General features: G+C 64.6%; 15 protein-coding genes and 2 pseudogenes. 8 read left to right on the top strand and 9 right to left on the bottom strand.

The features are described 5' to 3' along the window. Window positions 1–13: 13 nt before the first annotated feature. From AB8Z38_RS12600 to AB8Z38_RS12565, 8 genes and pseudogenes are all read left to right on the top strand, one after another. Complete coding sequence (locus AB8Z38_RS12600; protein WP_369725451.1) at window positions 14–715, top strand: TetR/AcrR family transcriptional regulator; 702 nt, start codon at window positions 14–16, stop codon at window positions 713–715. Between the two features lies 1 nt (window position 716). Next, window positions 717–1,910, top strand: coding sequence for an efflux RND transporter periplasmic adaptor subunit (locus tag AB8Z38_RS12595; protein WP_369725449.1), 1,194 nt, complete (start codon window positions 717–719; stop codon window positions 1,908–1,910). Between the two features lie 77 nt (window positions 1,911–1,987). Beyond that, entirely contained in the window at window positions 1,988–5,083 is a 3,096-nt protein-coding gene (locus AB8Z38_RS12590; protein WP_369725447.1) for a MexW/MexI family multidrug efflux RND transporter permease subunit, read from the top strand. A gap of 128 nt (window positions 5,084–5,211) precedes the next feature. Then, complete coding sequence (locus tag AB8Z38_RS12585; RefSeq protein ID WP_369725446.1) at window positions 5,212–6,192, top strand: ABC transporter substrate-binding protein; 981 nt, start codon at window positions 5,212–5,214, stop codon at window positions 6,190–6,192. Between the two features lie 54 nt (window positions 6,193–6,246). After that, window positions 6,247–8,841 (top strand): ATP-binding protein, encoded by a 2,595-nt coding sequence (locus AB8Z38_RS12580; RefSeq protein ID WP_369725444.1) that lies wholly within the window; start codon window positions 6,247–6,249, stop codon window positions 8,839–8,841. Continuing rightward, window positions 8,838–9,227: a response regulator gene (locus tag AB8Z38_RS12575; protein ID WP_369725443.1), complete on the top strand. Its 390-nt coding sequence runs from the start codon at window positions 8,838–8,840 to the stop codon at window positions 9,225–9,227. Before AB8Z38_RS12580 ends, AB8Z38_RS12575 begins: the two co-directional genes overlap by 4 nt. Beyond that, a pseudogene (locus tag AB8Z38_RS12570) lies at window positions 9,224–10,470 on the top strand (adenylate/guanylate cyclase domain-containing protein). Before AB8Z38_RS12575 ends, AB8Z38_RS12570 begins: the two are co-directional and overlap by 4 nt. Before the next feature lie 9 nt (window positions 10,471–10,479). Further along, window positions 10,480–11,226, top strand: a complete 747-nt coding sequence (locus AB8Z38_RS12565) for a hypothetical protein (protein WP_369725442.1) — start codon at window positions 10,480–10,482, stop codon at window positions 11,224–11,226. Between the two features lie 289 nt (window positions 11,227–11,515). On the opposite strand, the gene AB8Z38_RS12560 is transcribed toward AB8Z38_RS12565, so the two are convergent. The 9 genes and pseudogenes from AB8Z38_RS12560 to AB8Z38_RS12520 form a co-directional block, all read right to left on the bottom strand. Next, window positions 11,516–12,403, bottom strand: a complete 888-nt coding sequence (locus AB8Z38_RS12560; protein ID WP_369725441.1) for an ABC transporter permease — start codon at window positions 12,401–12,403, stop codon at window positions 11,516–11,518. A 4-nt stretch (window positions 12,404–12,407) separates the two neighbouring features. After that, complete coding sequence (locus AB8Z38_RS12555) at window positions 12,408–13,349, bottom strand: ABC transporter permease (protein WP_369725439.1); 942 nt, start codon at window positions 13,347–13,349, stop codon at window positions 12,408–12,410. Window positions 13,350–13,356: 7 nt separating this feature from the next. Then, entirely contained in the window at window positions 13,357–14,865 is a 1,509-nt protein-coding gene (locus AB8Z38_RS12550) for an ABC transporter substrate-binding protein (RefSeq protein WP_369725437.1), read from the bottom strand. Between the two features lie 22 nt (window positions 14,866–14,887). Beyond that, complete coding sequence (locus AB8Z38_RS12545; RefSeq protein WP_369725435.1) at window positions 14,888–15,994, bottom strand: ABC transporter ATP-binding protein; 1,107 nt, start codon at window positions 15,992–15,994, stop codon at window positions 14,888–14,890. Further along, entirely contained in the window at window positions 15,994–16,983 is a 990-nt protein-coding gene (locus AB8Z38_RS12540) for an ABC transporter ATP-binding protein (protein ID WP_369725433.1), read from the bottom strand. Before AB8Z38_RS12540 ends, AB8Z38_RS12545 begins: the two co-directional genes overlap by 1 nt. After that, entirely contained in the window at window positions 16,980–17,690 is a 711-nt protein-coding gene (locus AB8Z38_RS12535) for a DUF1028 domain-containing protein (protein ID WP_369725431.1), read from the bottom strand. Before AB8Z38_RS12535 ends, AB8Z38_RS12540 begins: the two co-directional genes overlap by 4 nt. A gap of 10 nt (window positions 17,691–17,700) precedes the next feature. Further along, window positions 17,701–19,397: pseudogene (locus AB8Z38_RS12530) on the bottom strand (gamma-glutamyltransferase family protein). Window positions 19,398–19,586: 189 nt separating this feature from the next. Next, window positions 19,587–20,576 (bottom strand): ABC transporter ATP-binding protein, encoded by a 990-nt coding sequence (locus AB8Z38_RS12525; RefSeq protein ID WP_369725429.1) that lies wholly within the window; start codon window positions 20,574–20,576, stop codon window positions 19,587–19,589. Then, complete coding sequence (locus tag AB8Z38_RS12520; RefSeq protein WP_369725428.1) at window positions 20,573–21,559, bottom strand: ABC transporter ATP-binding protein; 987 nt, start codon at window positions 21,557–21,559, stop codon at window positions 20,573–20,575. Before AB8Z38_RS12520 ends, AB8Z38_RS12525 begins: the two co-directional genes overlap by 4 nt. Between the last annotated feature and the right edge of the window lie 12 nt (window positions 21,560–21,571).

Here is a 21,571-nt window from a genome sequence, read left to right as displayed (position 1 = left end):
CTTACTCACTCGCATGAGTTCACTGCGAATGACGAGCGACCTGAGGCGTCAATTGATCCTCGGTGCCGCGAAGCGCTGCTTTGCCCGACACGGGTATACTGGCACCACGACCAAGAGCGTGGCGGCCGCCGCTGCCATTTCCGAGGCGCTGCTGTTCAAGCATTTCCCGTCCAAGGCGGCGCTATATGCCGAAATCCTCAGCGACGAATGCGAGGCGGACCCGGCGCTCACCGAGCTGCTCGTGCGGGAGCCGTCAACGGCGACGCTGGTCGAATTGATGCGTGGCATGGTCCAGCACTTTCTCCTGATCGCCGACGGTCCCGACCAGGAAGAGGCGCAGCGCCTGCGGCTGATGACCACGAGCCATTTGGATGATGGCGAATTCGCCCGTCTGCTATACGCCAAGATCGAGAAGCTGATCGGAGCGATCTTCCTCGCCTCGCTCGAACGCGCTATCGCCGCCGGCGATGCGCGGCCGTGCGGAATCGAACCGCTCAACCTGTTCTGGTTTGCGCATCATACGGTGATGACCGCCGCGCTGACCAGGCTCCCGGCCGTGCCCTGTCTCGCCTACGGCAAGGCGAACGATCTGGAGCGACAGCTCTGTGAGTTTCTCCTGAGAGGCATCGGACTTAACGACGCCGCAATTGCTTCGCATCTGGGCCGCGATCAGGCCGCTTGTGCGGGCAGGGCGGCGATTGCAGAAAGTGCATGACATGAACATCGTCACCGAACACAAGATTTCGGGCGAACCGATCGACAGCAAGGCTCCCAAGCGTCCGGTTCGGCCGGTGCTCTGGTTCATCATCGTCGGCACGCTGCTCGGCGTGCTCGTCGGTGGCCTCGTCTGGTTCAATTATTTCCGCGGCCAGATGATCAAGCAGTTCTTCGCGAACAACAAGCCGCCGCCGACCCTGGTCAGTGCGGCTGAGGCGAAGTCCGAGGTGGTCCCGAACCTGCTCACGGCCGTCGGCGGGCTCGCCGCCGTGCACCAGGTCGACGTCACCGCCGACGTCAACGGTCGCGTCACCGAGATCAAGTTCGAGCCGGGCACACACGTCGAGGCCGGCACGCCGCTGGTGCAGCTGTTCGATGCGCCGGAGCAGGGCGATCTTGCAAACTACAAGGCCCAGGCGACCGTCGCGCAGCTGTCGCTTGATCGCGCCAAGCAGCTGGCATCGCGCCAGTTCGGTCCGCAGGCGACTGTCGACCAAGCCCAGGCCGCCTATGACCAGGCACAGGCCGGCATTGCCAAGACCGAAGCGCTGATCTCGCAGAAGCTGGTGCGCGCACCGTTCTCCGGCGATCTCGGCGTCCGCAAGGTCGAGGTGGGACAGTACCTCACGGCGGGCACGGCGATCGTCTCGCTGACCGATCTGTCGGAGCTGTGGGCGAACTTCACCGTGACGGAAAAGGACTCGGGCAGTCTCAAGGTCGGTCAGCTCGTCCGGCTGAAGGTCGATGCCTATCCGGGCCGCATCTTCGAGGGCAAGATCACGACGATCGAGCCGCAGATTGCGACCGACACCCGCAACATCCGCGTGCAGGCGACCATCGCCAATCCGGAGAAGATCCTGAAGCCAGGCATGTTCGTGACCACCACGGTGGTGCTGCCGGACAAGCCGCCTGTGATCACCGTGCCGGAGACCGCGGTCGACTACACGCTGTACGGCGACTCGGTGTTCTTGATCACCGAGAAAAAGACCGAGGACGGCAAGACCAGCCTGAGCGCGGTGCGGACCTTCGTGCAGACCGGCAACCGGGTCGACGGCCGTGCTGAAATCGTCAAGGGTCTGAAGCCGGGCGATAAGGTCGTTGCCGTCGGCCAGCTCAAGCTGCAATCGGGCGCGGCGGTGTCGATTTCGACCGACCCGGCGCCGCCTATCCCGGCGCAACCGCCGCGTTACTGACACCGTGCACGTCGCAGCATGATCCGGCCCGGCCGGGTCATGCGCTTCGTTAGCCCAACGAAATCGAGATAGCCGCGATGGCCTTTACCGATATTTTCATCAAACGCCCGGTCTTGTCGGTCGTCGTCAGCCTTTTGATCCTCCTGATAGGTCTGCGCGCGGCGATGGTGCTGCCGATCCGGCAATATCCCAAGCTGTCGAACACGGTCATCAACATCACGACCGTCTATCCCGGTGCGTCGGCCGACCTGATCCAGGGTTTTATCACCACACCGATCGAGCAGGCGGTCGCCTCCGCCGAGGGCGTCGACTACATCACGTCGTCCTCCGTGCTCGGCACCTCGACGATCCAGGTCTACATCAAGCTGAACTTCGATCCCAACCAGGCGCTCACCGAGGTGCTGGCCAAGACGAACTCGGTCAAATACCTGATCCCGAAGGAGTCCAACGATCCGATCGTCACCAAGACCACGGGCCAGACCACGGCCGTGATGTATCTCGGCTTCTCCTCGGACGAACTGTCGGGCTCGGCCATCTCCGACTATTTGACCCGCGTGGTGCAGCCGGTGCTGTCGACCGTCGATGGCGTCGCCTCCGCCGACATCCTCGGGGGCCAGACCTTTGCGATGCGGCTATGGCTTGACCCGGTGAAGATGGCGGGTCGCAACATATCGCCGGCCGATGTCTCAGCCGCGATCGCCGCCAACAATTTCCAGTCGGCGGCGGGCCAGACCAAGGGCTATCTGATCGTCTCGAACATCTCGACGAATACCGGGCTGACCGACGTCAATCAGTTCAAGAAGATGATCGTCAAGGCCAAGGACGGCGGCTTCGTGCGGATGGAGGACATCGCGACCGTCGAGCTTGCAGCCCAAAGCACCGACGCAAGCGTCGCCTTCAACGGCGAGCACGCGATCTTCATCGGCGTTCAGGCAACGCCGCAGGGCAATCCGCTAACCTTGGTGAAGGGCGTGCGCGCGCTGTTCCCCGAGCTCGAGCGCAATTTGCCGCCGTCGATGAAGATGAAGGTCGCCTACGATTCGACCAAGTTCATTCAGTCGTCGATCGACGAGGTCGAGAAGACGCTGGGCGAAGCCGTGATCATCGTCATCGTGGTGATCTTCCTGTTCCTGGCGTCGTTCCGCTCGGTCATCATTCCGGTCGTCACCATCCCACTGTCGATGATCGGCGTCTGCACCCTGATGCTGGCGTTCGGCTTCAGCTTCAATCTGCTGACACTGCTTGCGATGGTGCTGGCGATCGGCCTCGTCGTCGACGACGCCATTGTCGTGGTGGAGAACATCCACCGCCATCTGGAAGAGGGCAAGACGCCGGTGCAGGCGGCGCTGCAGGGCGCGCGGGAAATCGTCGGGCCGGTCGTCTCGATGACGATCACGCTCGCCGCCGTGTATGCGCCCATCGGATTCCTCGGCGGCCTGACCGGCTCCCTGTTCCGCGAATTCGCCTTTACTCTCGCGGGCTCGGTGATCGTGTCCGGCGTGATCGCGCTGACGCTGTCGCCGATGATGTGCTCGGTGCTGCTGAAGAACACGGAAGAGGGCCGTTTTGCGAAGCTGGTGGGCAGGGTGTTCGGTGCGCTGACGCGCTGGTACGGCCGCAGGCTCGATCGTTCGCTCGACTACAAGGCGATCACCGGGCTGTTCGCGGTGACCATCCTCGGACTCGTCGGCTTCCTCTACATGCATACCTCGAAGGAGCTGGCACCGGAGGAGGACCAGGGCATCGTGTTTGCGGTGACCAAGGCTCCGAAATACGCCAACATCGACTACATCGATTTCTACGGCGAGAAGCTCGACAAGGAATTCCAGAAGTTCCCCGAGACCGATCTGCGCTTCGTGCTCAACGGCATCAACGGCCCGCAAGGCGGCATCGCCGGCATGCTGCTGAAGCCGTGGGACGAGCGCAAGCGCTCGTCGATTCAATTGAAGCCGCTGGTGCAGGCCGAGCTTTCCAAGATCGAAGGCGTGCAGGCTTTTGCGTTCAACCTGCCGCCGCTGCCGGGCGGCCCCGGCGGCCTGCCGGTGCAGATGGTGATCAACTCGACCGCGGGCTTCCAGGCCGTCTATGAGGAGATGGAGAAGCTGAAGGCCGCCGCGCGCAAGAGCGGCATGTTCATCGTGTCCGACAGCGATCTCGCCTACAATCAGCCGACGGTGAGCGTGAAGATCGACCGCAACAAGGCGCAGGACCTTGGCATCAACATGCAGACCCTCGGCAGCGCGCTCGCGGTGCTGCTGGGCGGCAACTACGTCAACCGGTTCAATCTCGAGGGCCGATCCTACCAGGTCATTCCGCAGGTGCCGCGGGGCCAGCGGCTCTCGCCGGAATCGCTTGGCGGCTACTATGTCACGACCAATACCGGCCAGCAGCTTCCGCTGTCCACGGTGGTGTCGATCCAGACCCGGACCGATCCGAATTCGCTGACGCACTACAACCAGCTCAACTCGGCGACGTTCTCGGCGGTGCCGATGCCGGGCGTGACCGTCGGCGCGGCGGTCGACTTCCTCGAAGGCGAGGCCAAGAAGCTGCCGCAGGGCTTCAGCCACGACTATCTCGCGGATAGCAGGCAGTATGTGCAGGAAGGCAACCAGCTCGCGATCACGTTCGGCTTTGCGCTGATCATCATCTTCCTGGTGCTGGCAGCGCAGTTCGAGAGCTTGCGTGACCCGTTTGTGATCATGATCTCGGTGCCGATGGCGATCGTCGGCGCGCTGATCCCGCTGTTCTTCGGCCTGGCCACGATGAACATCTACACCCAGGTCGGTCTGCTGACGCTGGTGGGGCTGATCACCAAGCACGGCATCTTGATGGTGGAGTTTGCCAACGAGCTCCAGGTCAACGAACGGCTCGACCGCCGCTCGGCGATCGAAATGTCGGCCCGTATCCGCCTCCGGCCGATCCTGATGACGACGGCTGCGATGGTCACCGGCCTGATCCCGCTCCTGACCGCGTCCGGTGCGGGCGCGGCCAGCCGCTTTTCGATCGGCCTCGTGGTCGTCGCCGGCATGTCGATCGGCACGCTGTTTACGCTGTTCGTGCTGCCGGCCGTCTATGTCGTGCTGGCGACCGACCATCGCGCAGCAGCCGATTCCGAGCGGAACAAGCAGGTCAACGAGCTCGACCTCGGCTCCAAGGCGCTGCGGCCGACCTGAGGCCGTTCGATCCAACATTGCAAAGCGGCAATGGCCTTCGCCATTGCCGCTTTTTTCTTGTCCCGTGCTAGACTTGCGCGGCGCGCTGTTGCGCCACGCAGGGACAATATCGGGGCAGGGAAAGCATGATGAGGCGGCGCGAATTCCTGGGCGGGCTCGGCTGCGCTTCGCTGTTGCGGCCGTACTCAGCCGCGGGTCAGAGCGGGAGGACTTACCATCTGGGCACGTTGACGCCGATCGTGCCGGTTACGGCGGAGACGCGGGGCGGCAAGATCCTGACCAGGATGCTTGACGAGCGTGGTTTCAAGCTTGGCCAGAACTTGACCCTTGAAGCGCGCGGCGCGCTCGGCGATGTCACGATGCTTCCCGCGCTGATCGCTGAGCTGAAGGCCAAGAACGTCGATGCGATCGTGATCGTGGGCTACCCGACGGCAATGGCCGCCAAGGCGGCCGGCATTGCCACCGTCGCGGCCAGCGGCATCGGTGATCCCGTCGAAACCAAGCTGATCGAGAGCCTGGCGCATCCAGGCGGCAAGATCACCGGCATTTCGGACGTCGCAGCGACACTCAGCGCCAAGCGGCTGTCGCTGCTCAAGGAGATGTCGCCGAAACTGGCCAAGGTCGCCATGCTCTGGAACAAGGACGACCTCGGCATGACGACGCGGTATCAGGCGTCCGCAAAGGCTGCCCAGGCGCTTGGATTGACCGTGCAGGCGCTGGGCGTCCGCGAGCCCGACGATTTCGACGAAGCTTTTTCGGCGATGAACGACGATTTGCCCGATGGCATCCTGATGGTGGCGGACGCGCTCACCATTCTCAATCGCGAGCGCGTCTTCGAGTTCGCCGCTGCCCGAAAGTTGCCGGCGATCTACGAATTCGACCAGTTCGCGCGCGACGGCGGTTTGATGTCCTATGGAGCGGACTCCTCGGAATGCTTCGAGCGGGCGGCCGCACTGGTCGCCCGGATTTTCAACGGGGCAAACCCGGGCGACCTGCCGTTCGAGCTGCCGACCCGGTATCCCCTGGTGCTCAATCTCAAGACGGCGAAGGCGACTGGACTCGAGATTCCGCCCACCTTGCTGGCGCTCGCCGACGAGGTCATCGAGTAGCCTTGTGCGCTGCGGCAAGAGACAAGGTCCGCCCTTCTTGCTAGGTTTGTCGGAATGAGCATGTCCCTCCATCCCGACACCCCGCAACCCAGGACGCTGCCGACCCCGGCCGCCGAGGGCGTCGTGTCCGGCAAGGCCGGGCGTGGGATCAGGACCCGGCTGTTCACCAAATATGTCGCGCTGTTCGTCGTTGTCGTCGCCGTGGCTCTGCTTGCGAATGGCCTGTTCGAGGTCTTCTTCTATTATCGCGAGCACAAGGCCGCGCTGATCCGAGTCCAGCATGAGCAGGCCGAGGCCGCGGCTGCCAAGATCGGCCAGTTCATCAAGGAGATCGAGAGCCAACTCGGCTGGACCACGCAACTGCCCTGGTCGGCCGGCTCGATCGAGCAGCGCCGGTTCGACGCGCTGCGGCTGCTGCGCCAGGTGCCTGCGATCACCGAACTCGCCCAGGTGGATTCCACCGGCAAGGAGCGCCTGCGTGTCTCGCGGCTGGCGATGGACGCGATCGACAGCGGGATAGACCTGTCACGCGATCCGAAATTCACCGAGGCGGTCGCGCACAAGGTCTATTACGGGCCGGTCTATTTCCGCCGGGAGTCCGAGCCCTACATGACGCTGGCGCTGGCCGGCACGCGCAAGGATGCCGGCGTCAGCATCGCGGAGGTGAACCTCAAGCTGATCTGGGACGTCGTTTCCCAGATCAAGGTCGGCGAGCACGGACATGCGTATGTGGTCGGCCCGGAAGGACGCCTGATCGCGCATCCCGACATCAGCCTGGTGTTGCGCAACACCGACATGTCGGGGCTGGAGCAAGTGCGCGGCGCCCAGGCCGGCGGCGGCGCGATGCCGGACGCATTGCAGGAGGCGACCAACATCCAGGGGCAGAAGGTTCTGACGGCCTCCGCCCCGATCGCGCCGCTCGGCTGGACCATGTTCGTGGAATTGCCGGTCGAAGAGGCCTACGCCTCGCTCTATGCTTCGCTGCAGCGGCTGGCGATCGTGCTGCTCGGCGCGTCGATCTTCGCGGTGCTGGCGGGAATCTTCCTGGCCCGGCGCATGGTCGGACCGATCCAGGCGCTGCGTAGCGGCGCCGAGCGCATCGGCAGCGGCGATTTCTCCCAGCGGATCGCGATCAGGACCGGCGACGAACTCGAGGGGCTCGCCGACCAGTTCAACGACATGGGCGCGCGGCTGCAGGAATCCTATGCGGATCTGGAAAAAAAGGTCGAGGTGCGAACGGCTGAATTGAGCGAGTCGCTGGAGCAACAGACGGCGACGTCGGAGGTGCTACAGGTGATCAGTTCGTCTCCGGGCGAGCTCACGCCGGTGTTCCACAAGATGCTCGAGAATGCCACGCGCGTCTGTGGCGCGAGTTTCGGGATCATGAATCTGTGGGACGGCGAAACTTTCAGGATGGCGGCTGACTACAACGTGCCGCCTGCGTTCGCCGCTTCGCGACGAGATGTGGCCATCCATCCCCATCCGGAGAGCGGGCTCGCCACTGTCGTCAAGACACGCCGGGTCGTTCATGTCCACGATGTGCAAGACACGCCTGTCTATCGTGCAGGAGGGGCAAGCATTCGCGGAATTTCCGACCTGGCTGGCGCCCGCACCATCGTCATCGTGCCAATGCTGAGGGAAGGCGAGCTGATCGGCACGATCGCAGTCTATCGCAAGGAAGTCCGGCCGTTCACGGACAAGCAGATCGCTGTGGTCGAGAATTTCACCAAGCAAGCCGTCATCGCCATCGAGAACACGCGGCTGCTGAATGAATTGCGCAAGCGCACGTTGGAGCTATCGCAGTCGCTTGACGAATTGCGCGCGGCGCAGGATCGCCTGGTCCAGACCGAGAAGCTTGCTTCGCTTGGCCAGCTCACGGCCGGGATCGCCCATGAAATCAAGAACCCGCTCAATTTCATCAACAATTTCTCCTCGGTCTCCACCGAGTTGATCGATGAGCTCAATCAGGTCCTCGAATCGACTGCTCTCGACGACAAGACCAAGGAAGAGGTGGCCGAGCTCACCCACATGCTCAAGGGCAACCTCGAGAAGGTGGTGCAGCACGGCAAGCGCGCCGACTCCATCGTCAAGAACATGCTGTTGCATTCGCGCGAAGGCTCCGGCGAGCATCGGCCGGCGGATATCAATGCCGTCGTCGAGGAAAGCCTCAATCTGGCCTATCACGGCGCGCGCGCCGAAAGACCCGGCTTCAACGTCACGCTCAAGCGCGATCTCGATGCGGCCACCGGCACGGCCGACGTCTATCCGCAGGAGATCACGCGCGTCTTTCTCAACCTGATATCGAACGGATTCTACGCCGCCGCCAAGCGCAAGGAAAGCGCGGCGGACGATTTCGAGCCGACCCTGAGCGCGTCGACCAAGAACCTCGGCAACAAGGTCGAGATCAGAATTCGCGACAACGGCACCGGCATTCCGCCTGACGTGAAGGAGAAGATGTTCAATCCCTTCTTCACCACCAAACCGGCCGGCGAGGGCACCGGGCTTGGCCTGTCCATGAGCCACGACATCGTCGTGAAACAGCACGGCGGCACGATCAACGTGAACACCGAGCCCGGTGCCTTCACCGAATTCATCATCACGCTGCCGCGCACGATGCCGGCGCGGGGCACGACTGGAGGCGGGAGTTGAACGTCTATATTCTTGTCGTCGACGACGAGCCCGACGTCGAGGCGCTTTTTCGGCAGCAGTTCCGGCGCGACCTGCGATCGGGGCGCTTCCAGATGGAGTTTGCGCTGTCGGCGCCGGCCGCGCTCGATCGCGCCGCCAATGTTCGCGACCCCTCGCTGATTCTGATCTTGTCGGACGTCAACATGCCCGGCATGAGCGGGCTCGACATGTTGCCGAAGGTGCGGGCCGAGCGGCCGGACGTTCCGGTGATCATGATTACGGCCTACGGCGACCCCGAAACACGGCGCAAGGCGATCGAGCGCGGTGCGGTCGGGCTCCTCACCAAGCCGATCGATTTTGCGCTGCTGCGGCAGGAGATCGACACCAGGCTCGAGCAGGCGGCATGACCCCGACCATTCTTTTCGTCGACGACGAACCCGATCTCGAGGCCCTGGTCCTGCAAAAGTTCCGCAGGCAGATTCGCGAGGGGCTGGTCAATTTCATCTTTGCGCATGACGGCTTCGAGGCGCTGGAGTCGCTCGAGCGGCATCCGCATGTCGACCTGGTGGTCTCTGACATCAACATGCCGCGGATGGACGGGCTGTCGCTGCTGCAGAAGCTCCAGGAGGCCGAGGACAAGAAGTCGACCATCATCGTCTCGGCCTATGGCGACATGAGCAACATCCGCACCGCCATGAACCGCGGCGCGTTCGACTTCCTGACCAAGCCGATCGACTTTGTCGACCTGGAAACCACGATCCAGAAGACCATCCGCCACATCGAGATGCTGCGCGAGGTGCGGCGCCGCCAGATGGAAGCCGAGCGCGCGCATGCCTCGCTGTCGCGCTATTTCTCGCCGGAGGTCGCCAGGCGTCTGGCGGCAGACGGGGGGACGGCATGGAGGTGCAGTGGCGGAACGTCGCCACGATCTTTACCGATATCACCGGCTTCACCTCGCTGGTCGAGAGCGCCGCACCCGAGACGCTCGGCGAGCTCCTCAACGAATATGTCGGCGGCATGACCGAGGTCGTGTTCGAGCATCAAGGCACGGTTGCCAAGATCATCGGCGACGCGATCCAGGTGCTGTTCAACGCGCCCGGCGACCAGCCGGACTATGCAACCCGTGCGGTTGCCTGTGTCCACGATCTCGACGCCTGGGCGGAAAAGTTTTGCGCGCGCTGGAAGGCAAAAGGTGTGAATTTCGGCGCAACCCGCATCGGCGCCCATGCCGGGCCGGCGCTGGTTGGCAATTTCGGTGGCAACCGCTTCTTCGACTACACCGCCTATGGCGACAGCATCAACATCGCGGCGCGGCTCGAGGCCGCCAACAAACATCTCGGCACACGCATCTGTGTCAGCGCCAGCATCGCGGAGGGCGCTGAGAATTTTCAGGGCCGTCCTGTCGGGGAACTGGTGCTGCGCGGACGCAGCGAGCCGCTGCGGGCGTTCGAGCCGCTGCGGCAGGCCAAATTCCAGGGGCCCGCGACGGCGCGATATTCCGAGGCGTTTGCCAAGCTGGAGGCCGGCGACATCGCCGCCATGCCGGCGTTCGCCGCGTTGGTCGGAATGCATGCCGACGATGCTCTGGCCGGCTTTCACCTGAAGCGCCTGCTCAACGGCGCCAAGGGCGTCCGCATGCAACTGGAGTAGGAGTTCGACATGACGCATGAATTTGCCGCCGGCAATTATCGTTTCATTCCGTCCGTGTTCCAGTATTCGGCCGGTGCTGCGGCGGACGACGGCTACGAGATCGAGCGCGTCCGGTTCGATCGCCTGGTGCCGTTGGCCGAAGGGTTTGCGTTCGCAGCGAAGTATATCCAGCAGGCGGGACGCCCGCTGACGACGTTCTGTGCCTGCGAGCTCCGCTCACCGGCGGCTTTCAGCGAGGAAGGCTTTCGCGCGTTCAACCTCCACTATGTCAAGACGCTGTCCGAATGGGGCATCTTCGACGGCACCACCAATCCGGTGGCGCGCAGCAATGTCTGTCCGGAGATCGATCCGCCGTCGGAGCCGTCGTTCTACGCGTTCTCGTTCACGCGCCCCACGAGGTCGAAGGCACCGTCCTTCGTCATCGCGGGCGGTGCCGAAGCGCGCGAGGGCGGCGGCACTTACGTCGAGCGCACGGTGCGTTACCGTGATCTCAGCCCGGAGGGCTTGCGCGAGAAGGTGCGGTTCACCACGACGTCGCAGATGGAGAGCCGGATGGCCGCCTTCGGCTTCGGCTGGAAGGACACCACGGGCGTGCAGGCTTATTCGGTCCACGACTTTCACCACGCCCTTGTCGACGAACTGGTCCGCCGCGGCGCGCTGCGCTCCGGTCTGACCTGGCACTTTGCCCGGCCGCCGGTGATCGATCTCGAATACGAGATGGACTGCCGGCGCGTGATGCGTGAGGTCGTGATCTAGTTGGGACGCCGGGGTCAGGCCCGGCGAGGCTCTGGCAGGCCGCACAACAAAAAAATCGAAAAACAACCCCATGCACAGTAGCCGGTGACAGCGAAATCAAGGACTTGTCGGCGTGCCGCGGTGTACTGCTGATTTTTCGAAATCATTTGACGCGTCGGGCAAAACAGGGGCATGATGCCATCATCGCGGCGTGGGATGGAGGTGCGCTCCCTCTCCTGCAAGCGGTTGAGCTAGCCCACGGTCAATCGAATCCTACCCCAAGCCATTTCGCCAGCCTTTTCGCCCAAGTCTAGCGCTGGCGCGGGTCGAGCGCGTCGCGCAGGCCGTCGCCGAGCAGGTTCAGCGACAACACCACGAGGAAGATCGCCAGGCCCGGCCAGATTGCCATCCATGGCGCCTGGGTGAGGAAGCGCTGCGCCGCGTTGAGCATGCTGCCCCAGGACGGCGCCGGCGGCTGCTGACCGAGGCCGAGGAACGAAAGGGCGGCCTCCGCGATGATCGCGGCGGCGATCGAGAGCGTCGCCTGCACCAGCAGCGCCGGCAGGATGTTCGGCAGGATATGCGAGAATGCGATGCGCCAGCCGGGGTTGCCGAGCGCACGCGCGGCTTCGACATAGTCCTCGGCCTTGACGCTCAGTACCTGGCCGCGGGTCAGGCGAATGAAGATCGGGGTGGCCGAGATGCCGATCGCGATCATCGCATTCCCGAGACTCGGACCGAGGAACGCCGCGAGCGCAATCGCCAGGATCAGGAACGGGCAGGCCAGCATCGCATCGGTGATTCGGCTGATCAGCGCGTCGACAAATCCACCGCGATAGCCGGCGACAAGGCCTAGCGGCACGCCGATGCCGAGCGCGATCACAACCGAGGTCAGGCCGGCGAGCAGCGAGGCCCGCGCGCCGTAGATGACGCGGCTGAGGATGTCGCGGCCGAGCTCGTCGGTGCCGAACCAGTGCGCGGCGGATGGCGGCTTGCGCACCAGGCTCCAGCTCGTCGCGATGGGATCATAGGGCACGATGAGCGGAGCAAGCAGCGCAAGGCCGATGAACATCATGATCGCGACCAAACCGAACACCGCAGCCTTGCGCTTGAATAACCGCCGCTGGGCGCGGCGCGCCGGGCTGTCGAGCTCGTAGGCTTGCACGAGGGGGCTGGCCGGAAGTGCGGCGTCGGTCATGGTGCTAGCCTCGTAGCCGCGGATTAACGAGGATATAGGCGACGTCGGCAATGAGATTCAGCGTGATGTAGACGGTGGCGGTCACCAGCACCACGCCCTGCACGACGGCGTAGTCGCGGTTGAACACGGCGTCCACGATCAGCTTGCCGAAGCCGGGAATGGAGAAGATCTGCTCGGTCAGCACCGCGCCGGACAACAGCGTACCGAGCTCGAGCGCGCCGAGCGTGATGATGGGCGTCAGCGCATTGCGCATGGCATGTTTGAGGATCACCGAGCGCTCGGAAAGGCCCTTCGCGCGCGCGGTGCGGACATAATCGCTTTCCAGCACCTGGAGCATGGCGCTGCGGGTATGCCGCATGAGAACCGCGGAAATGGCGTTGCCGAGCACGAAGGCCGGCATGATGGTGGCCGCAAGGCTCATGCGCCAATTCTCGGTGAGCGACACGTAGCCCGAGGCGGGCAGCCAGCCGAGCTCGATCGAGAACAGGAAGATCAGCATGATCCCGAGCCAGAAATTCGGCGTCGAGATACCCCACAGCGCGAACAGATTGGCGCCGTAGTCCCAGGCCGTTCCCTTCTTCACGGCGGCAACGATGCCGGCGGGGATGCCGATCAGGAAGGCGATGATGATCGCCATCGAACCGAGCTGCAGTGTCACCGGCAGCTTTTGCGCAATCAGCTCGCGGACCGGCATCTTGTTGCGCAGGGACTCGCCGAAATCGCCCCGGAGCACGCCGCCGATCCAATAGGCGTATTGCACCGGGATCGGCTGGTCGAGGCGGTACTGATGTCGAATCTGTTCGATGACCGCCGGATCGCGCTCCTCGCCCGCCATCACCAGCGCCGGATCGCCCGGCAACAATTGCTGCAGTGAGAAGATCAGCACCGAAACGAAGAACAGTGTCGGCACGATCTGCACGATGCGGCGGGCGAGGAAATTCAGCATCCTCTCGTCACTTCAGCTTGAGCCCAACCACGCGCACCAGGCCGTCAGGCATCTGCCTGTAGCCTTCGAGCTTGGTCGTGTGCGCGATGATGATGCGACGATGGTAGAGATACAGGATCGGTTCTTCGTTCTGGACCAGCTTTGTCAACGCTTCGTAGCTGGCCTTGCGCTTGCCGGGATCGGTGACCAATCTCGCCTCGTCGAGCGCCTTGTCGGCGTCGGCGTTGCTCCAGGCGCTGTAATTCTGCGGCGCATCGCTGTGCAGGAAGATGTAGCTATTGCCGTCGGGATCAACGCGGCCGCTCCAGGCCAGCATGTAGGCCTGGTAGTCGCCGGCCTCGGCCTGCTTGAGCCCGGTCGCAAATTCGGTGACGCGGATCTTCATGTCGAAACCGGCCTCAGCCGCCATCGACTGGATTACTTGCGCAGGTGTTTCCGTTTCCGCGCCCTTTGGCACGAGGAAGTCGACGCTCACCGGCGGTGTCACACCGGCCTCCTTCAGCAGCGCCTTGGCTTTCTCGACATTGCGGGGGCGGACCGGAAAGGCCTTCTGGTAGTAGGGGTGGTCCGGATTGATCCACTGGTTGCCGGGCTGGAACTCACCGTTGAACACCACCTGGTTGATGGCCTCGCGATCGATGGCAAGGTCGAGGGCCTGCCGCACCTTGGCTGATTGGCTCAGCGGTCCCTTGGCTTTGTCCTTGCCGATGTTAAGCGTGACGCCCTGATAGCCGAGCTCGATGGCGGTTGCGACCTTCAACCGCGGGTCGGCCCGTACATCCTTGAGATCGGTCGCGAGCACGCGTTCGATCAGGTCAAGTGCGCCGGATTTCAGGTTCGCCAGCCGGACGGTGGCGTCGACGATGGGCTGGAATACGATGCGATCGATGAAGACGTTGTCCTTGTTCCAATAGTCCGCGAACTTCTCGAACACGATGCGGTCCTGCTGCACGCGCTCGACGAATTTGTAGGGGCCGGCGCAGACCGGGTGCAGGCCGAACTTGTCGCCGGCTGCCTTCGCCGCTTTCGGCGACACCATCATGCCGGCGCGATCTGTGAGCTGGGCAAGCAGGGGCGAAAATGGTGATTTAAGCACCAGCTTGATGGTGAGGGGATCGACGACATCGATGTGGTCGACCGAGGCGAGCTCCGGCTTGCGGAACGAGCCGGGGAATGTCAGGTGGCGCTCCAGCGAGAATTTGGCGGCTTCCGCATCGAATGGTTCGCCGTCGTGGAATTTCACGCCGGGCCTGAGCTTGATGACGAGGCCCTTGCCGTCATCGACCGTCTCGCTTGACAGTGCGAGCTGCGGCACGATGTTGAGCTTCTCGTCGATGTCGAACAGCTTGTCGCAGAAGGCGGAGAAAACGATGCGCCCGACATAGGTGCGTGCCAGGGTCGGATCGAGGATATCGGGATCCTCAGCGAGGCCGATACGCAGCGTGGTCTGCGCCTGGGCGGCCCCAAGCGACAGCAGGAACGCAGCCGCGGTTGCGGCCAGGCGAAACATCTTCATCGAACAGTCCCCATTGCTCCGGCTACGTCGTTGCAGGCCTTGCACTCTGTATACCAACCCCGGCCGGGCTCGCGCCTTCCGTCTTTCGGCTGAAGGCTGCGACTAATTTTGCCAGTTCCGGCGTGAATCCGCCCGCTGTGGGCAGGATGCTGTCCGCCGGAGGCAGCTCGCTGACGCGATGGCAGGCGGTGGCGTGGCCAGCCTCGTCTGCCTCCAACGCGGGCGCCTCGGTGCGGCAACGGTCGATCACGAAGGGACAGCGGGTGTGGAAGCGACAGCCGGCCGGCGGATTGAGCGCGCTCGGGATCTCGCCTTGCAACACGACCTTCGCCCGCCTGGCGCGAGGCTGGGGCAGCGGGATCGCTGATAACAGCGCGCGGCTGTAGGGGTGGCGCGGCGCGGCGAACAGCGCATCCGCCTCGGCCGTCTCGACGATCTGGCCGAGATTCATCACCGCCACATGGTCGGCGATGTGCTTGACCACGGCGAGATCATGCGAAACGAAGATGTAGGCGAGGCCGAGCCGATCCTGGAGCTGGCGCAGCAGGTTCAAGATCTGCGAGCGGATCGAGACGTCGAGCGCCGAGACCGGTTCGTCGCAGATGATCAGCTTCGGTTCGACCGCGAGCGCGCGGGCGATCGCGATGCGCTGGCGCTGGCCGCCGGAGAACTCGTGCGGATAGCGCCGCGCCAGCCGCGGTTCCAGTCCGACCAGCCGCAATATCTCTTCGACGCGTTCGCGTCGCTGCGCCGGCGGCACGAGATTGTGCAGCGCCAGCGGCTCGGTCAGGATCTGGCCGACGGTCATGCGCGGGTTGAGCGAGGCGTAGGGATCCTGGAAGATGATCTGCGCCTCGCGGCGGAAGGCGCGCAAGCGGCCGGCGTCGAGCGCGAGGAGATCGCGGCCGTCGAAGCGCACGCTGCCTGCATCCGGTTCGATCAGCCGCAGGACCAGGCGACTGACAGTGGATTTGCCGCAACCGGATTCGCCGACCAGGGCCAGCGTCTTGCCGGCGTCAAGCGAAAATGAAACGCCATCGACCGCCTTGACATGCGCCAACGCCCGGCCGAACAGCGAGCGCTCGGCGACGAAATGCTTGACCAGGCCTTGGACCTCGAGCAAGGCCATCACGACACCAGACGTTCAAGCGGCGCGCGGATGCAGCGCGAGAGATGATCCGCGCTGACTTCGATCAGCGGCGGCGGCGCCTTGGTGCAGGCCTCCAGCACAAACGGGCAGCGCGCGGCGAAGCGGCAGCCTTCGGGCGGCTGCGCCATGTTCGGGACCATGCCCTCGATCGTCGCTAGCTGCTCGGCGCGGTGGTCGAGCCGCGGAATCGAGCCGAGCAGGCCGACCGTATAGGGATGTTGCGGCGCCGCGAACAGGGCGTCGACCGGCGCGCGCTCGACGATCTCGCCGGCATACATCACCGCGACCTCGTCGCAGACCTCGGCGACCACGCCGAGGTCGTGGGTGATCAGGATGATGGCAGCGCCGCTCGCGGCCTTCAACTCGCGCATAAGCTCCAGGATCTGCGCCTGCAGGGTGACGTCGAGCGCGGTGGTCGGCTCGTCGGCGATCAGCAGGCGCGGGTCGCAGGCGAGCGCCATCGCGATCATCACGCGCTGGCGCATGCCGCCGGAGAGCTTGTGCGGATATTCGTCGATGCGCCGCTCGGGCGACGGGATGTGGACGCGGCGCAGCAGGTCGATCGCCCGCTCGCGCGCGCTCTTTCGCGAGCCGCCACGGTGACGCAGGATCGTTTCCATGATCTGGTCGCCGATGGTAAAACTCGGGTTGAGCGAGGTCATCGGCTCCTGGAAGATCATCGCGAGCCGGTTGCCGCGGAGGTCGCGTAGCGTCTGGTCCGAGGTCTTCAGGAGGTCGAACCCGTCGAAGTGGATCGCGCCTGATATTTCCGCGCTTTGTTTCGGCAACAGTCCCATGATCGCCAGCGACGTCACGCTCTTGCCGCAGCCGGATTCGCCGACCAGGCCGAGCGTCGCGCCATTGGTGACACTGAGGTCGACGCTGTCGACCGCGTGGGTGACCCGGCCGTCGTCGCCGTGGAAGCGGATACGGAGATCCTTGATCTCGATGAGCGGGCTCGCGCTCATGATTGCCTAGCGCGCGCCGCGGCGATGCTGGCGTCGATCACGCTGCGATCGGTGTTGCCAGCCGGGTTCTGCCGGGTCGGCAGCGAGCCGCGGAAGTGGACCCAGAGTTCGTGACTGACCTGTTCGAGCCGTTCGAGCTCGCCAAGGGGGTCGGGATGATCATCGGCGCGAATGTCCAGCGCCGGCCATTCCTCCTCGCCGTGAATCAGGAGAGCCGCCGACTGCTTGCCCCGCTTGTCGCCGCCGGCGGCCTCGCCCGCGCGCATCGCCGCGAGCAGGCGGCGCGGGAAAGGCAGGCTGTCATTGGCGAGAAAGGTTTTGGCGGTCTCGCTGAGCACGTCGGCGCCGGCGAGCATGTTGCCGGCCACGGAGTAGCCGCTGCCTGCGATATGCCCGCACCAATCGACGCAATCTCGGCCGGTATGCGCGGCGATCGCGCCGCTCGCGTCCATGATGTGGAGCTGACGGCTTTCGCGGCCATCGTCGGTTGCGAGCAGGGCGGCGAGCACGTCATGCGCGTTCAGGCCTTGACGCAAGAGCTTGAGGCCATCGATGCCGTAATAGGGGTTGACGAAGGCCTGCGTCGCGACGGCGCCCAGGCCTGCGGCGATATAGGGCACGCATGCCCCGACCGCGAAGAAGCGGGTCGCAACCGCGATGCCGAACTGGCCGGTAGCAGGATCGCGCGCGATGATCGACCAGGTCATATGTTGTCCATCAGCGCCCGGCGGCGTAGCCCTGCATGCCGCGTGGATTGGCGGCGGCGCGGCGGCGTACCCCGACCCGCGAGGCCGCGGTCAACCGGCCCTCGGACCAGTCCGGTCCGATCTCGACGATATGTCCGCGCTCGCGCAGGTTCTCGATCGTCGCCTTGGGGACGCGGTTCTCGACCACGAGCACGCCGGGGCGCGCGGTGCGCGGCCAGAATGAGATCGGGAAATGCTCGGAGTGCCAGGCTGGCGCGTCGATGGCTTCCTGGAGATTGAGGTTGCAATGAACGTGGCGCAGAAAGAACTGCGTGATCCATTGATCCTGCTGGTCGCCGCCGGGCGAGCCCCAGGCAAGGTACGGCTCGCCGTCGTGCAGCGCCATGGTCGGGGACAGCGTGGTGCGCGGCCGCTTGCCCGGCGCGAGCGAGCTCGGTTGGTTCTCCTCCAAATCGAACATTTGTGCGCGGCTGCCGAGGCAGAAACCCAGCTCGGGAATGACAGGTGAGGATTGCAGCCAGCCCCCGACGGCGTCGACGACACCATGTTGCCGGCCTTGTCGATGATGTCGAAATGCACGGTGTCGCCGCGCACCTCGCCGAAGCGCCCCACGGTCGGTTCGCCGGCGCCGAGCGCGCCGACGGCCTCGCGCTGGCCTTCGGCGCGGCGCAACTTGACAACGCCGCCAAAGCCCTCGACCGCGCCAGGCCGGAGATCGAGCGAAGCTTTCTCGGTAACCAACTTGCGACGTTCGTCGTTGTAAGCGTCTGACAGCAGCGTCGCGATCGGGATCTCGCTGAATTTGGGATCGCCGTAGAATTTTTCGCGGTCGGCGAATGCGAGCTTTGCGCATTCGATCTGGAGATGGATGAATTCAGGCCCGGTCGGATCGAGCCCGTCGAGCGCAAAGCCCTTCAACAGCGCGAGTTGTTGCAGCGTCACCGGGCCCTGGCTCCAGACGCCGGCCTTGCAGACCGTGTAGCGGCCATAATCATAGGTGAGGGGAGCCTCGATGGTCGGCTGCCAGCGCGCCATGTCGTCGGCCGAGAGCACGCCGCGGTGCGGGGAGCCGCTGACGTCCATCACGTCTTGCGTTCGGCAGAATTTGTCGATGGCCTCCGCAACGAAGCCTTGCGACCAGACCTTGCGCGCGCGCTCGATCTCGGCATCGCGGCCCGCGTCGCCGCTCTCGGCCTCGCTCAGGATGCGGGCGTAGGTCGCTGCCAGCGTCTTGTTGGTGAAGAGCGTGCCGGGCCTCGGCACCTCGCCGTTCGGAAGATAAACGGCGGCCGAGGTCGGCCAGTGCTTACGGAACAATTGCTCGACGGTCTGGATCGTGGCGCAGGCCCGCTCGACCAGGGGATAGCCGTCGCGCGCATAGGAAATCGCGGGCTCCAGGATGTCGCGCAGCCGCAGCGTGCCGTAGTCGCGCAGCAGCATCATCCAGGACTCGAACGTGCCGGGCACGCAGGCCGCGAGCAGGCCGGTGCCGGGCACCATGTCGAGGCCCTCGCTCTTGTAATGCGCGATGGTGGCGCGGGCCGGGGCCGGACCCTGGCCGCAGATCACCTCGGTGCGGCCGCGCTTGACGTCATGGACGATGATCGGCACATCGCCGCCGGGGCCGTTCAGATGCGGCTCGACCACCTGGAGCGTAAAGGCGGTGGCGACGCCGGCATCGAAGGCATTGCCGCCCTTTTCCAGCATGGCCATGCCGACGGCAGTCGCGATCCAATGCGTGGTGGCGACCACCCCGAACGTGCCTTCGATTTCAGGCCTCGTCGTGAAGGGATCGGGATTGACAATGCTGGCCATGGGTTACCTCAGTTGCGGCGCGCGCAATTGATCACAGGCGATGCCCTGCCGCCAATGCGCGGGCCGCATGGCACGCGCGCGTCACGCCGGGACCGGCACGCTGTTAACCGCATGACAGGCGACACCGTCGATCAGTTCCGGAACCTCCTTGCGGCAGAGGTCGAACGCCAGCGGGCAGCGCGGATTGAAGGCGCAGCCCGGTGGCGGATTGATCGGATTCGGGATCTCGCCCTTGACCGGAATGCGCTGGCGGCCGCTCATCGCAAGATCAGGCACGGCGCCGAGCAGCATCTTGGTGTAGGGCATGCGCGGGCGGGCGAACAACTCCTTGCCTTCCGCGATCTCGACGATACGGCCGAGATACATCACGCCGACGCGGCTCGCCATGTGGCGGACGACCGCGAGGTTATGGCTGATGAACATGTAGGTCAGGCCGAACTTGTCCTGGAGGTCACGCATCAGATTGAGGATCTGCGCCTGCACGGAGACATCCAGCGCCGAGGTCGGCTCGTCGCAGACGATGAATTCGGCGTCGGAGGCGAGCGCCCGCGCGATCGCGATGCGCTGGCGCTGGCCGCCGGAGAATTCGTGCGGAAATTTCAGCCGGTCGTCGGGATGCAGACCGACCAGGCTGAGGAGTTCGCCGACGCGGCCCTGGATGTCGCGCTCGCCCTGGATCAGGTCGAAGGCGCGGATCGGCTCCGAGATGATGGCATCGACCCGGAAGCGCGGATTCAGGCTCGCATAGGGATCCTGGAAGATCATCTGGATGCGGCGGCGCAGTTTCCGCCGCGCCTGCGCCTGCCGCGGATCGGTCATCGAGATGCCGTCGATCAAGACGTTCCCGGAGCTCGGCGGCAGCAGGCCGACGACCATCCGCGCCACCGTGGTCTTGCCCGAGCCGGACTCGCCGACCAGCGCAAAGGTCTCGCCCTTCCTGATGTCGAAAGTGACGCCGTCGACAGCCTTGAGATATTCGAGCTGCCCGCCTTCGAGCACGCGGTTGAGCCAGGGCTTCGAGACGTCGAAGACGCGGCGCAGATTGGTGGCCTGGACGAACGGAGTGCTCATGCCGCGCTCTCCGCCGGCACGCTGTCATAGAGGTGGCAGGCGACCGATTGGGCGCCGCGCGGCAGCGGCTCCGGCCGCTCCACGCGGCAGCGATCGAAAGCGAATGCGCAGCGCGGATTGAACGAACAGCCCCGCGGGATCGCCGACAGCCGCGGCATCGAGCCGGGAATCTGCATCAGACGCTTGTCGTCGCCGGCAAGCGTCGGGATCGCGCCCATCAAGCCCTTGGCGTAAGGGTGCAGCGGATTCCTGACCACGTCCTGCACCGGACCGATTTCCGCGACGCGGCCGGCATACATCACCGCGACGCGGTCGGAGGTCTCGGCGATCACGCCCATGTCGTGGGTCACCAGCATCACCGCGGTGCCGTGGTCGCGTCCGAGCCGCTTGATCAACGAGATGATCTGCGCCTGCACGGAAACGTCGAGCGCGGTGGTCGGCTCGTCCGCGATGATCAACTCCGGCTCGGCGCAGATCGCGAGCGCAATCACCACGCGCTGGCGCATGCCGCCGGAGAATTCGTGCGGATAGCCGTCGATGCGCTTGTCGGGCGCCGGGATGCCGACCTCGGCGAGCAGGTCGATCGCCCGGCGGCGCGCGGCGGTCTCGGACAGGTTCAGATGTGTCCTGATCGTCTCCACGATCTGGTCGCCGATCTTGTACAGCGGATTGAGCGAGGTGAGGGGATCCTGGAAGATCATGCCGATGCGTTTTCCGCGGACGCGGCGCATTTCCTCCGGCGGCAGATTGTCGATGCGCAGGCCGGACAGGCGGATCTCGCCGCCCGAGATGCGGCCCGGCGGATCGATCAGGCCAATCACCGCGAGCCCCGTGACCGACTTGCCGGCACCGGATTCGCCGACAACACCGAGCACCTCGCCCTTGGCGATGTCGAAGGAGACGCCGTCGATCGCGCGCAACGTGCCGCGGCGTGAGGCGAACTCGACTTGAAGATTGCGGACGGAGAGAACGGGTTCGGTCATGAGAGAGGGATA

Source organism: Bradyrhizobium sp. LLZ17, from assembly GCF_041200145.1.
Classification (GTDB): Bacteria; Pseudomonadota; Alphaproteobacteria; order Rhizobiales; family Xanthobacteraceae; genus Bradyrhizobium.
Note: the sequence above shows the minus strand (reverse complement) of the source record. Positions and strands in the feature narration are given on the sequence as shown.